Source organism: Nonomuraea sp. NPDC050478 (assembly GCF_044458265.1).
GTDB classification, from domain to species: Bacteria; Actinomycetota; Actinomycetes; order Streptosporangiales; family Streptosporangiaceae; genus Nonomuraea; species Nonomuraea ferruginea.
Window position 1 is genome coordinate 231195 of the sequence record NZ_JBITHT010000004.1, and the last position, 13189, is coordinate 244383.

The window sequence follows — 13189 nt, forward strand, 5'->3', positions numbered from 1 at the left end:
CGAAAGAGGCGGCGCAGCCCCACAGACCCGAACCGCCCACCACGCCCCCGGCCCTCACGCGAGGACCGGCCGACGCGGCGCGAATTCTCGGGAGCGGGTTCGACGGCGCGCCGCGAATCTTCGGAAGCGGGCCGATGGGAAGGCTCGACAGCGCCGCGCAGGTCCTCGGGAGCGGGCTGATGGGAGGAGCCGACAGCGCCGCCCGGAACTTCGGAAGCGGGCCGATGGGAGGACTCGACGGCGCGGCGCGGGTCGTCGGGAGAGGGGGCGTCGGCGGGGCGGGCGGTGCCGCGGGAGGTCGGGGACATCGGCGGTCAGCCCCTGATCCGCGGGTCGATGACGCGGTAGGCCAGGTCGAGCAGCGTGCTGACCGTGACGTACACGACGGCCGACAGCAGCACGACGGCCATCACGACGGGCATGTCCTGACCGGTCACGGCCTGCATGGCGACCTGGCCGAGCCCGGGCCGGCCGAACAGCACCTCGGTGATCACCGCGCCGCCCAGCAGCGCGCCGGTGAACCAGCCGGCCAGCGTCACGGCCGGGATGAGCGCGTGCCGCAGGGCGTGCCGGGCGACCAGGGCGCGTTCGGTGAGCCCGCGCGCCCTGGCCGTCACCGCGAACGGCTGCTCCAGCGCCCGCTCCAGCCCGCCCCGGAGCACCTGGCCGAGCACGCCCGCGACGGGCAGGCCGAGCGCCAGCGCGGGCAGCACCAGCGCCGCCGGCCCGTCCGCCCCGGACACGGGGAACCAGCCGAGCGTGAACGAGAAGACCGACAGCAGCACGATCCCGATGAGGAACGGCGGCACGGACACCGACACCAGCTCGGCGGCCGAGGCGACGGCACGCGGCCACCGCCCCCTGCCCGCCGTGCCGATCGCGATGAGGCCGGCCAGCACCACGCCGGTGGCCGCCGCGGCGAGCGTGAGCTGCGCGGTCGGCCCGATCTGGCCGGCCAGGATCTCGCCGACGCCGCGCTGCTGCTGGTACGAGCGGCCGAGGTCGCCGTGCAGCAGGCGCCACAGGTAGGACAGGTACTGCACGATCTCGGGCCGGTCGAGCCCCCATTCCGCGACGATCCCGGCCCGGATCTCCGGGGTGTCGGGGCCGTCGCCGACCAGGATGTCGACGGTGTCTCCCGGGGCGAGCAGCAGCGCGGCGTACGATGCGGTGGCGGCGGCCCAGAGCACCGCCAGCCCGGCGCCCAGCCGTCTGATCATGTGCCGATCCGCACGTCGTACGCGCTCGCCGGGGTGCCGGAGGCGGGATCGAAGCCGAGCCCCTGGACGTTCTTGCTCGCGGCGATCTGGTCGGCGGGCACGTAGAGCGGGAACACGACGGCGTGGTCCGCCACGACCGCCCGCTGCGCCCTGGCGTAGAGCTCCTTGCGTTCGGCCTGGCCGGAGCTTGCGGAGGCGGCGGCGAGCCACTTGTCCAGGTCGGGGTCGGCGAAGCGGGTGCGGTTGATGGCGGCACCTTCCGGCAGGATGAGGTTGAGCGCGGCGCCCGCGTCGGAGTCGCCGCGGGAGTTGCCGAACACCTCGTAGGCGTCGTCGTCCATGGCCTGCTGCGCGCTGCCCTGGTCGAGGATCTTGACCTGGAAGTCGATGCCGGCGTTCTGCTTGACCTGGGCCTGGATGGCCTGGGCGAGGATGTCGCGGCGGTCCCGGACGAACGGCGCCGAGGCGACCTCGCGCACGGTGAGCCGCTCGCCGTCCTTGACCCGGAACCCCTCGGCGTCGCGCTCCTTCCACCCTGCGGCGTCGAGCAGGGCGTTGGCCCTGGCCACGTCGCCGCCGTAGGTGTTCTCCAGGGACGGGTCGTAGAAGGGGCTCTCGCTGCCGACGATGCTCCACGCCCTGGTGGCGGTGCCCTGGTAGACGGATCTCAGCACCGCGTCCAGGTCCACGGCCTCGCGGAACGCCTCCCGTACGCGCCGGTCGTCGAAGGGGGCGTGGGAGGTGTTGAAGTAGTAGGAGTAGGCGGTGCCGGAGTTGAGCGCCGTCCGCAGGGTCAGCTCCGGGTCCTTCTCGATGAGGGCGACCTCGGTCGCGGGGACGCCCTCGATGACCTGCACCTGGCCCGAGGTGAGCGCGCCGACGCGGACCGCGGCCTCGGGCAGGAACCGGTAGGTGATCTCCGAAAGGTGGGCGGGGCCCTGGTGGGCCGCTCCGGCGGGGGGCCAGGCGTAGGCGGGGTTGCGCCGGTAGTGGATCTCCTGGCCCTGGACGTACCGTTCGAGGATGAACGGCCCGGTGCCGACCAGGTCCGGCCCGCCGAACTTGAGGTCCTCGGCGCCCTTCAGCGACTTCGGCGAGACCTGCCCCGCGAGGGGTGAGGCGAGGAAGTCGAGGAAGAGCGCGTCCGGCTCCTTGAGGGTGATCCTGAGCCGGTGCGGCGACACGACCTCGGCCTCGTCGAAGGACCTGAGCTGGATCGCGGCCACCGACGGGTTGTAGCCGGGCACGAGGAACTGGTCGAGGTTGGCCTTGACGGCGGCGGCGTCGAACGCCGTGCCGTCGTGGAAGGTGACGTCGTCGCGCAGGTCGAGGGTGTAGGTCAGCCCGTCGTCCGACACCGTCCACGCCGTGGCGAGCCAGGGCCCGAAGGAGCCGTCGGCGGCTTTCGACAGCAGCGCGTCGAACTGGTTGAACACCAGCAGCCTGGCCTTGTTCTGGGCCCACAGCTGCGGGTTCAGGGTGATCGGCTGCGTCTCGACGGCCCAGGTCAGCGAGGTGGTCCGCGCGGTCTGGACGGGTTGCGCGCCGCACGCGGCGAGGGTCAGCAGCAGGGCGGGGAGGATGCGCTTCACGGGCGGTTCCAGGCTTCGGCGAGCAGCTCGTACGAGCGCGCGCGGTCTTCGTGGTCGTGGGTGATGGTCGTGATGAGCAGTTCGTCGGCCCCGGTCACCCGCCGGAGCACGCGCAGCCCTTCGGCCACCTCGGCGGGCGGGCCGACGAACCGGGTGTCGAGGCGGTCCTTGACGAGGTCGCGGTCGGCGTCGGTCCAGACGTGCGCGTCGGCCTCCGCCGCCGTGGGGTACGGGATCGCGCCGTCGCCCGTCCGGATGCTGCGGACCCACAGGTCGTACCCCTTGGCCAGCTCGCGGGCCCGCGCCCGGCTCTCCGCGACGACCGCGTCCGCCGAGACGATCACGTACGGCTCGCCCAGCGCCTCCGACGGCTTGAACGCCTTCCGGTAGGCCTCGACGGCCTCCAGCACGCTGGACGGGCTGACGTGGTAGTTCGCCGCGAAGGGCAGCCCGCGTTCCCCGGCGACCTGGGCGCTCTGCCCGCCGCTGCTGCCGAGGATCCACACCCGCAGGTCCGCGCCCTCGCCGGGCACGGCGCGCGCCTCGTGCGTGCCGTCGAGCAGGGCGAGCACGTCGTCGATCTGGTCGGCGAAGTCGGGCGTCCGCGCGCCCGGCTGCTGGAGGGCGGCGATCTGGCGGGCGAGCCTGGGCTGCCTGGCGAGCGCCGACCAGTCGAAGGGCGGCGGGATCAGCAGCCCGTCCACGACCCGTACCGCCTGCTTCTCGGCGACCGGGTCCGTGGCGAGTTCGGCGCGGCGCTGCCCGGAGCGCCCGATCCCCAGGTCGATCCGGCCCGGGTGGAGCGCGTCGACGATCCCGAACTGCTCGACCACCGACAGCGGCGTCTGGTGACCGAGCTGCACGGCGCCCGATCCGACCCGGATCGTGGAGGTGGCCGCGGCCACGAGCGCGATCAGCACGGCCGGCGCCGAACTGGCGACGCCGGGCGCGAAGTGGTGCTCGGCCAGCCAGTAGCGGCGGTAGCCGTACTCCTCGGCCCGGCGGGCGAGGTCGAGGGTGTTGCGCAGGGCGTCGCCCGCCGTGCCTCCCGACACGATCGGGGCGAGGTCGAGGATGGACAGCGTCACGTGGCACCTCCGGGGAACGGCCTGCTGGGGATCTCCGCCCGCAGCACGGGCGCGATCTCGGCCTGGAACAGCTCCAGCGCGTCCCGGTGCTGCCCGGGCGTGAGCCCGTCGGCGTCGGCGTGCAGGTGCATGACCTCGTGGCCGAACCGCTTGTGGTAGCGCAGCACCTTGTCGACGATCTGCTGCGGGCTGCCGACCAGGATCGAGCCGCGCTCGATGGCGTCCTCCAGGGTCGGGAAGACCACCGGCAGGCCGAGCTTCCGCTGGAACGCCACCCGGGCGTCGTAGACGGGCCGGTAGGCGGCGACGGCCTCCTGCGAGGACCGGGCCGCGTAGTAGCCCGCCGTCCCCGCGCCGACCAGCGCGCCGGCCGGGTCGTGCCCGTAGTGCTCCCAGCGTTCCCGGTAGTGGTCGATCAGCTCGGCGTAGGGGCCGATGGGGTGGGTGACGTTGGCGGAGAACAGCGGGTCGCCGTGGCGGGCGGCCAGATCCACCGACTCCTGGCTGGTGGCGCTGCCGTGCCAGACGCGGATCGGCCGCTGCAGCGGCCGCGGCCAGGTCTCCGCCTCGGTCAGCGGCGGCCGGAACCGGCCTTCCCAGGTGACCTTGTCCTCCCGCCAGAGGCGGCGGAAGAGCTCGTACGACTCCCGGTTGCGTTCCCACTGGTCCTCGGCCGTGACGTGGAACAGCTGGGCCTGCGCCGCGCCGTTGCCCTTGCCGATGATCAGCTCCAGCCGGCCCTCCGACAGGTGGTCGAGCGTCGCGTAGTCCTCGTACGCGCGGACCGGGTCCAGCAGGCTCAGCGTGGTGACGGCGGTGAACAGCCGGATCCGGGTCGTCCTGGCGGCGATGTGGCCGAGCACCACCGGCGGCGAGGAGGAGATGAAGGGGCGCTCGTGCCGCTCCCCCACACCGAAGCCGTCGAAGCCGAGCTCCTCGGCCAGCACCGCGTTCTCGACGACCTCGCGGAAGCGCTCGGTGGGCGATCGGTCATCGTTATGGACGATCAACGTGATAGCCAGAAATTTCATGACACCTCCGCATAGCGGCTGGCCGGGCGCGGCAGGCCGAGCAGCCCGCGCAGCGTGGTGGCCTCGTAGGCGCGGCGGAACACCCCGTGCCCGCGCAGTTCGGCCGTCAGCCCGCGGGTGATCCGCTCCAGGTCGTACGGCAGCACGCCGGGCCGCAGCCGGAACCCCTGGATCCCGGCCCGCCGCCACTCCAGCAGCACGTCGGCCAGCTCGCGCACGGTCCCGGTGAAGATCGCGGCGTCGGAGGCGAGCTCGGCCCCGTCCAGCTCGTCGAGCCGCGCCTTGCGCCGCGCCGCGTCCTCGCCGAGGAAGACGACCAGGTCGGCGAAGATCTTGATCTCGCCCGACAGCGCCCGGACCTCCTCGACGACGGCGCGGGCCTGCTCGTCGGAGTGCGGGGTGACGTACACGACGTCGGCGCTGCCGGCCGCGAACTCGTACGGCAGCCGCGCGTGGGCGAGCGCGGTCACCACCGGCTGACCCTGCGGCGGCCGGGGCGTGATCGACGGCCCCTTGACCGAGAAGAACCGCCCGGCGAAGTTCGCGTAGTGCAGCTTGTCCCGGTCGATGAACCTGCCTGTGGCCACGTCGCGGATCTCGGCGTCGTCCTCCCAGCTGTCCCAGAGCCGCCGCGCGACCTCGACGGCGTCGGCGGCCTCGGCGAACAGGTCGCGCACGTGCGGGTCGGCGGCGAGGTCGCGGGCCCCCGGGTCGAGCGGCGGGAACCGCCTGCGGCCGAAGTGCCGCGCCTCCGAGGCGCGCGCGGAGATCTGCGCGCGCCAGCCGGCCCGCCCGCCGCTGACGTGGTCGAGCGTGGCGATGCCGACGGCCACGTGGAACGGTTCGGTGTGCGTGGTGGTGGCCGTCGGCACCAGCCCGATCCGGCTGGTGAGCGGCGCGAGGCGGGCCGCGAGCAGCACCGCGTCGAACCTCCCCCGGACCTGGTCGGTGCGTTCGTCGGGGCCGTCGGGCAGGGTCGACTGCGGGCCCAGGGCGTCCTCGATGGTGACGAAGTCGAGCAGCCCGCGCTCGGCCTCGGTCACGAGGGCCGCCCAGTGGCGGGCGGAGAAGACGTCCGCGGACGTCTCGCGCCAGGCGGCGGGGTGCCAGCCCGCGCCGTCCAGCGCCACGGCCAGGTGCAGCGTCATGTCAGCTCCAGGTGGTCGCGGAGGGTGGCCCCGGTGTAGTCGGTACGGAAGACGCCGCGCTCCCGCAGCAGCGGCACCACGCGGTCGACGAACTCGTCCAGGCCTCCGGGTGTGAGGTGCGGGACGAGGATGAACCCGTCTGCGGCGTCGGCCTGCACGTGCTCGTCGATCTGCCGGGCCACGCTCCCGGGGGTGCCGACGAACGTCTGCCGCCCGGTCACCTCGATGACCAGCTCCCGGATCGACAGGCCCTTCTCCCCGGCCAGCGCCCGCCACTTGGCGGCGACGGCGGCGCGGTCCTTGATCGGCACCCGGCCCTGGGAAACGCCTTCCGCCGGGTCCGGCTCGATGTCGGGCAGCGGGCCTTCGGGGTCGTACGCGGACATGTCGCGGCCCCACACCTGCTCCAGGAACGCGATCGCGGTCCGCGGCCCGACCTGCTGCCGGCGGATGGCGGCGGCGTTCTCGGCGGCCTCCTCGTCCGTGTCGCCGAGCGCGAACGTCACGCCCGGCATGATCTTGAGCTGGTGCGGCTCACGGCCGTACCGGGCCAGGCGGCGCTTGACGTCGGCGTAGAAGCGCCTGCCGTCCTCCAGCCTGCCGTGCGGGGTGAAGATCACGTCGGCGTGGGCGGCGGCGAACTCGCGTCCCTCGTCCGAGTCCCCCGCCTGGATGACGACGGGGTGTCCCTGCGGGCTGCGGGGCAGCGTGAACCGGCCCTCGACGGAGAAGTGCGCGCCCCGGTGCCCGACGTCGCCGATGGCTCCCGGGCGGACGAACGTGCCCGTCTCCCGGTCGGCGGCGACCGCGTCCGGCCGCCAGGAGTCCCACAGCTCCCGTGACAGCCGCACGAACTCCGCCGCCCGCTCGTACCGGTCGGCCCGGTCGAGGTAGCCGCCGCGGCGGAAGTTCTCGCCGGTGAACGCGTCGGAGGTGGTCACCACGTTCCAGGCGGCCCGGCCGTCGCTCAGGTGGTCGAGCGTGGACAGACGCCGGGCCAGCTCGTACGGCTCGTTGAAGGTGGTGTTGACGGTCCCGGCCAGGCCGAGCCGGTCGGTGACCGCGGCCAGGGCGCTGAGCACGGTGAGCGACTCCGGCCGGCCGACCACGTCGAGGTCGTGCACGCGGCCCTTGAGCTCGCGCAGCCGCAGCCCTTCGGCCAGGAAGAGGAAGTCGAGCTTGCCGCGCTCGGCCGTCCTGGCGAGGTGGACGAACGAGGCGAAGTCGATCTGGCTGCCGGAGCGGGGGTCGGTCCAGACCGTGGTGTTGTTCACGCCGGGGAAGTGGGCCGCCAGGTGGACCCGCTTGCGGGTCATCGGTCCCGCCCGTGCGGCGCGTACCAGCTCTGGGGCAGGCCCTCGGTCGTCTCGCGGAAGGCCGGCAGCCGGTAGAGGTCGCGGGCGTACGGCCACAGATGCTCGAAGCCGGACAGCCCCCGCTCGCTGATCAGGTGGCCGGGGTTGTGCTCGGCGTCGAACCTGGCCAGCGTCACCCAGAGCCGCACGTCGGCCTCGGTGATCGTGTCGCCGGCCAGGAACCGCTGCCCGGCCAGGCGCTCGTCCAGCCGCTCCAGCGCCGAGACGACCACCCGCCGCTCCCGCTCGCGGTCGTCCTCGGTGGCCGCGCGGGCCACCCGGGCGACGCCCGTGTTGACGTCGTGGTAGATCCAGGCGTTCAGCTTGTTGATCTCCGGGCGGAGCGCGTCCGGGTAGAGGTCGATCGGCGTGCCGGCCCACTGCTCGAACTGGGTGGCCAGGTCGATCGTGATGTCGGGGAAGTGGTTGCTGACGATCGTGCCGGTGTGCCGGTCCCAGAGCACGGGGACCGAGACGTGGCCGCCGTAGCCCTTCTCGGTGGCGTCGTACGCCTCCTCCAGCAGGGTGAAGCCGTTGACCGGGTCGGCGCCGCGGCGCTCCCTGAACGCCCAGCCGCGGCCGTCGCGCTCGTCGTCCACGTACGACAGCGAGATCACCTCCTCCAGGCCCTTGAGCTTGCGGACGATCGCGGCGCGGTGGGCGTACGGGCAGACCCAGGAGACGTAGAGGTGGTAGCGGCCGGGCTCGGCGCGGTGGCCGCTGGAGCCGTCGGCGGTGATCCGGCCCTGGAACGGGTAGACGGGGCGGTTCCAGTCGGGCGACAGGTGCAGGCGGCCCGGCCCGTAGTGGCCGTACGCGACGAGGTCGACGGGGCTCGCGTAGGCGCCCGTCCGGGTGGGTGTGGACACGGGATCTCCGGGTTCAGGAGTCGGGGTGGGCCAGGAAGCGGCCGAAGCGGCCCTGGTGGTAGAGGAGCGGGCGGCCCTGCCGGTGGACGTCGGCCTCGGCGACCAGGCCGACCACCAGCACGTGGTCGCCGACCTGCGCCGTCTCGTAGGGCAGGCAGATCAGGTGCGCGGAGACGTCCTGCAGCAGCGGCGCGCCCAGCGGCCCCGGCCGCCAGCGGGTGGGCTCGGCGAAGCGGTCGACGCTCTTCCTGGCGAACCGGGCCGCCAGCTCGGACTGGTCGCTGGCCAGGATGTTGACCGCGAAGTGGTCGGCGGCGCCGAGCCTGGGCCAGGTGGTGGAGGAGCGGTCCACGTAGAAGGAGACGAGGGGCGGTTCGAGGCTGACGGAGGAGAAGGAGGTGGCGGTGAGACCGACGGGGACGCCGTCGCTCTGGGCGGTGATGACCACGACGCCGCTGGCGTGCACGGCCAGCGCCCGCCTGAACCGGGCGGCTTCGACGGCGTGGCCGTCGGTCAGGGATGAAACGGTCACGGGAGTTCCTCACAGGAGAAAGGCATGCTCGCGCGGCGCCCCGGTGACGGTCCGGGGTCGCGGAGAAGGGGAAGTCGTCGACGAGGGCGCGGGCGGCTTCGGCCGCGCCGGGAGCACGGAGGTGGCGGCTACGGATGCGTGATCAACGACACTGCGCGCTGGCGACGTGGCAGAAATCCACGTGGGAGCGCCTAGTCAGGAGGAGACCCTGCCTCATGGGAACGACGTTAGGCCGCAGTCCCGGCAAAGTCAATATTTCCTACTAGCTTTTAGGGTTTTAGGCACGCGAAAGGCCGTGCCCCTCCCGGGGCACGGCCTCACATGTCCTCGGCGCCGGCTCTGATGGCTTCGCGGATGCGGGGATAGGTGCCGCAGCGGCAGATGTTGCGCAGGCCGTCGAGGTCGGCGTCCGTGATCGAGCGGCCTTCGGCGGCGACGCGGCGGACCAGCGCCACGGCGGCCATGATCTGGCCCGGCTGGCAGTAGCCGCACTGGGCGACGTCGTGGTCGAGCCAGGCCTGCTGCATGGGGTGCAGGTCCCGGCCGACCGTGGCCGCCAGCCCTTCGATGGTCGTGACCTCGTCGGTCGGCTGGAGATCCTGGACGGGGATCGCGCAGGGGTTGACGGCCTTGCCGTTGAGGTGGCTGGTGCAGGCTTTGCAGACGTTGATCCCGCAGCCGTACTTCGGCCCGGTGATGCCGAGGATGTCGCGCAGGACCCACAGCAGGCGGACGTCGCCGGCGACGTCGACGGTGACCTGCTCGCCGTTGACGCGGAACGTGTGCTCGGGCACTCAGATCTCCTTGGTTCAGCGGGCGTGGTCCAGGCCGTCGGTCGGCGACGGCGGGATCGGCGGGACGGTGGGTTTGGGGGTGAAGGAGAGCGTCCCGTGGTTGATCGGGAAGCTGGTGGGCATCGTGCCGGTGGCGCGGCCGTACGCGCAGGCGACCGCGGCCATCGACGCGGCGACGCCCAGCTCCCCCGCGCCGCCGGGCTGGTCGGACGTGCTGGGCATGACGATGACCTGGAGTTCCGGCGGGGTGTTCCACTGGCGGGTGTAGAAGTAGTTGTCCCAGCTCGCCTCCAGGAAGTGGCCGTCGCGCAGGTGGAGGCTGGAGGTCAGGGCCAGCGCGATGCCGTCCATGACGCAGCCCATCATCTGGGCCTCCAGGCCGCGGGGGTTGACGGCCAGGCCGACGTCCACGGCGAAGACGACCTTGGTGACGCGCGGCCCGGCCACGCCGTCGCGGATGGGCCGGTCGACCGTCGCGGGCCGGCAGTCGATCTCCACCAGCGCGGCGCTGACCGACTTGTACTCGGCGTGGAACGCGATGCCCTGGGCGGTGCCGGGTGCCATGGACCGGCCCCAGTTCCCGGCCTCCGCCACCTTCGCCAGCACCGCCCTGGACCGGTCGTCCTGGAGGAAGTCGCGCCGGAACCGGTAGGGGTCCTTGCCCATCCTCGCCGCGAGCTGGTCGACGATGAGCTCGCGGGCGCAGGTGACGTCGGGCGAGTAGACGTTGCGCATGCTGCCGGTGTTGAAGCCCTTGTCCGTCTCGCTGAGCAGCCGGCTGACGGCCCCGAACCGGTAGGACGTCGCCTGGCTGAGATGGAAGAACGTCTGGGCGAAGCCGATGTCGCCCACCGGAAGCCTCGCGGCCAGGGCGGTGATGATCTCACCGAGCCCGTGACCGAGGTCCGTGGAGACGCTGGTGTGCCGCTGCTTGTAGCTGAGCACGGTGTCGCCGAGGTAGGCGACGCGGACCCGCGAGGTGGCCATCGGGTGGGTGCGCCCCTGGCGGGAGTCGTCGGCGCGGTGCCACATGAGCTTGACCGGTTTGCCGATCTTCTGTGACATCTCGGCGGCTTCGAGCGCGGCGTCGAAGAACAGCTTGCGCCCGAAGGAGCCGCCGCCCTCGGTGACGTGCACGGTGACCTTGCCGGTGGGCAGCCCGAGCTTGGCGGCGATGGCCTGCTGGGCGACGATCGGCGATTTCAGCGCCGACCAGATCTCGGCCCGCCCGGCCCGCACGTCGGCGATCGCGCAGTTGGGTTCGAGCGCGCTGTTGCTGCGGAAGTAGAAGGTGAACTTGCCTTCGACGACGGGGGTCGGCGGCCTGAGCCCCATCGGCAGTTCCGCCGCTTCGAGCTGCCGCAGCACGCTGGCGTCGGACTTCCCCTCCGCGGTGCCCGGTCTCCAGGAGACCTGCAGGGCGCGTACGGCGTCGACGCACTGCCCGAAGGTCTCGGCACGGACCGCGACCCCGGTGGAGATCGTCACCACGTCGGTGACGCCGGGCATGGCGCGGACCTGCGCGAGGTTCGCCACCGAGCCGACCTTGCCGTTGATGGTCGGCGGGCGGCACACCATCGCCGGCTTGGCGTCAGGGACGTCGAGGTCCATCGCGAACTTCTTGCGCCCGGTGACCGCGTCCAGGGCGTCGACGCGGTTGTGCGGCCTGCCGATGACGGTGAAGCTCTCCCGCGGCGCGAGCTCCACGGACACCCGCTCGGTCCGCGTGCTCGCGGCCTTCGAGGCGAGCGCGCCGATGCCGACGCTCCGGCCGGCGCGGTCCTTGACCACCCCGTCCTCGATCGTCAGGTTGCCCGCGTCGGTGCCGAGTTCGGCCGCCGCGGCGGTCAGCAGGCGCTGCCGGGCGACGGCGGCGGCGACCCGGATCGGGGTATAGGTGGCGATGGTCGTGTTCGAGCCGCCGGTGAGCTGGTTGAACACCAGCTCGGGGCGGGCGTCGGCCAGCGTGACGCGCACCCGGTCCAGCGGCACGGACAGCTCCTCGGCGATCAGCATGGCCGTCGAGGTGGTGATGCCCTGGCCGACCTCGGCCCGCGGCAGCGCGAACGCCACCGTGCCGTCCTGCCGCACCTCGACCGAGATCAGGTTCGAGGTGGGCAGCGCCGCCGCCGTCATGAGGTCGTTGAGGTCGACCAGCTCGGTCAGTTCGGGCGCGGCCGGTGCCCCGGCCCCGGCCGGGGCACTGGCTCCGGCCGGCGCCGGGGCGAGCTCGGCGGCGGCCACCAGGGTCGGGGCCGCCAGCACGTACCCGAGGAAGCGCCGCCGCCCGATGGCCGAGCCCGGCCCGTCGTCCTGCGGTCCGGTCATCAGGTGCCGGGCCGGTTGGTCGTGGGGATCTCGATCTTGGTCTCCTTGCCCTTGGTGAGGAAGAACATGATGTACTGCCGGACCGCCTCGTCGATGACCCAGGCGATCTGCGGCACCAGCGGCAGCGGGATGAGCCCTTCACGGAACCTGACCAGCTTCGGCCAGGCCGAGCTGATCAGCGGGTCCCACACCGGCTCACGCTCGATGCCGTCCCAGTCGGCCACCTGGTCGCCGACCAGGTAACGGGCGAGCGCGTTGCAGAGCGGCCGGCTGATGCTGCCGGGGCTGGTCTGCTCGGCGAGCTGGTCCAGCAGGATGTCGGTCAGCGCCACGCCCTCGGGGGTCGGCCCCATGTTGCGAGGCAGGACCTGGTCCGACTGCGCGTAGGCCTCGTCCCAGCTGGAGGGGATGTACTCGTCCTTGATGCCGAGCATGTGCGCGGTCACCTGCCACACGTGCAGGTACGCCGCGGAGTCGGCGGAGCTGATCGGCACCTTCCATTCGAGCATCTTGCGCATGGCGAAGGTCGGCAGGGTGTGCCAGGTGACCAGCATGTCCTCCTGGCTGATCGGGATGCCGTAGGGCCAGTGGGGCACCTGCCGCAGCAGGTGCCGCACCGCGGCGTGCACCAGCCGGGTCTTCACCGCCTCGACCACGCACGAGCCGTCCGGCCGGTAGGCGTTCAGCGACCCGACGGCGAATCCCAGGATGCTCGTCTTGGCCACGCGGTCCTCCATGTCCGCGCCGCCCTTGGAGTAGTAGACCGCGCGGGCCTCCTTGGGGATGGCGGTGCTCAGCATGCCGCCGCCCACGCCGTTGAGCAGGTTGAGGTACAGCCCTCTGGACTTGTTGAAGTCGGCCGCGGTCTCCAGCTTGCCGCGGTCCGCCCACGACGGCAGCCGGCGGGCCCGCTCCATGAAGTCCCGCAGATCCGCCGGCAGGCCGTCGGGCAACGGCTGGTCGTTCCGGTTCCAGTCCCACAGCAGGCGGTTGACCTCGGGCACGTCACCCCGGTCGATCAGCGAGGCGACCAGCGCGTCGGCCTCCTCGTCCCACACCCATCGCGGGTCCGTGCCGGCGCCGGAGCCCGCGACCGAGCCGCGCGCCGACCAGGTCCAGGGCGTCTGGCTCGCCTCCGCCGGAGGGGTGAGCCCCAGGGCGCCGAGCGCTCCCAGCGTTCCGCCCGAGATCAGGATCTTGCGCCTGCTCAACTCCGCCATTGCCCGTACTCC

The 13189-nt window shown here is 72.6% G+C and carries 11 protein-coding genes; all 11 read right to left on the minus strand.

Translation table 11 applies throughout. The features are described from left to right. Window positions 1-314: 314 nt before the first annotated feature. The 11 genes from ACIBF7_RS21180 to ACIBF7_RS21230 all read right to left on the minus strand — a co-directional run bounded on the left by ACIBF7_RS21180 (window position 315) and on the right by ACIBF7_RS21230 (window position 13177). Window positions 315-1220: an ABC transporter permease gene (locus tag ACIBF7_RS21180; protein WP_397197898.1), complete on the minus strand. Its 906-nt coding sequence runs from the start codon at window positions 1218-1220 to the stop codon at window positions 315-317. Beyond that, entirely contained in the window at window positions 1217-2812 is a 1596-nt protein-coding gene (locus ACIBF7_RS21185) for an ABC transporter substrate-binding protein (protein WP_397197899.1), read from the minus strand. The genes ACIBF7_RS21180 and ACIBF7_RS21185 overlap by 4 nt, the downstream gene beginning before the upstream one ends. Then, window positions 2809-3900, minus strand: coding sequence for an LLM class flavin-dependent oxidoreductase (locus ACIBF7_RS21190; protein ID WP_397197900.1), 1092 nt, complete (start codon window positions 3898-3900; stop codon window positions 2809-2811). The genes ACIBF7_RS21185 and ACIBF7_RS21190 overlap by 4 nt, the downstream gene beginning before the upstream one ends. Beyond that, window positions 3897-4931 (minus strand): LLM class flavin-dependent oxidoreductase, encoded by a 1035-nt coding sequence (locus tag ACIBF7_RS21195; RefSeq protein ID WP_219546282.1) that lies wholly within the window; start codon window positions 4929-4931, stop codon window positions 3897-3899. Before ACIBF7_RS21195 ends, ACIBF7_RS21190 begins: the two co-directional genes overlap by 4 nt. Continuing rightward, window positions 4928-6079, minus strand: coding sequence for an LLM class flavin-dependent oxidoreductase (locus tag ACIBF7_RS21200; RefSeq protein ID WP_397197901.1), 1152 nt, complete (start codon window positions 6077-6079; stop codon window positions 4928-4930). The genes ACIBF7_RS21195 and ACIBF7_RS21200 overlap by 4 nt, the downstream gene beginning before the upstream one ends. After that, complete coding sequence (locus ACIBF7_RS21205) at window positions 6076-7395, minus strand: NtaA/DmoA family FMN-dependent monooxygenase (protein WP_271276403.1); 1320 nt, start codon at window positions 7393-7395, stop codon at window positions 6076-6078. Before ACIBF7_RS21205 ends, ACIBF7_RS21200 begins: the two co-directional genes overlap by 4 nt. Beyond that, window positions 7392-8303 carry a glutathione S-transferase C-terminal domain-containing protein gene (locus ACIBF7_RS21210; protein ID WP_397197902.1) on the minus strand — a complete coding sequence of 304 codons (912 nt, stop codon included), beginning with the start codon at window positions 8301-8303 and terminating at the stop codon, window positions 7392-7394. Before ACIBF7_RS21210 ends, ACIBF7_RS21205 begins: the two co-directional genes overlap by 4 nt. Before the next feature lie 13 nt (window positions 8304-8316). Continuing rightward, window positions 8317-8835: a flavin reductase family protein gene (locus tag ACIBF7_RS21215; protein WP_261808721.1), complete on the minus strand. Its 519-nt coding sequence runs from the start codon at window positions 8833-8835 to the stop codon at window positions 8317-8319. Window positions 8836-9152: 317 nt separating this feature from the next. Beyond that, window positions 9153-9629, minus strand: a complete 477-nt coding sequence (locus tag ACIBF7_RS21220) for a (2Fe-2S)-binding protein (RefSeq protein WP_148033116.1) — start codon at window positions 9627-9629, stop codon at window positions 9153-9155. A gap of 15 nt (window positions 9630-9644) precedes the next feature. Beyond that, window positions 9645-11957, minus strand: coding sequence for a molybdopterin cofactor-binding domain-containing protein (locus ACIBF7_RS21225; RefSeq protein WP_397197903.1), 2313 nt, complete (start codon window positions 11955-11957; stop codon window positions 9645-9647). Further along, a complete protein-coding gene (locus ACIBF7_RS21230; protein WP_271276407.1) occupies window positions 11957-13177 on the minus strand; it encodes an oxygenase MpaB family protein in 1221 nt (406 codons plus the stop codon). The genes ACIBF7_RS21225 and ACIBF7_RS21230 overlap by 1 nt, the downstream gene beginning before the upstream one ends. Between the last annotated feature and the right edge of the window lie 12 nt (window positions 13178-13189).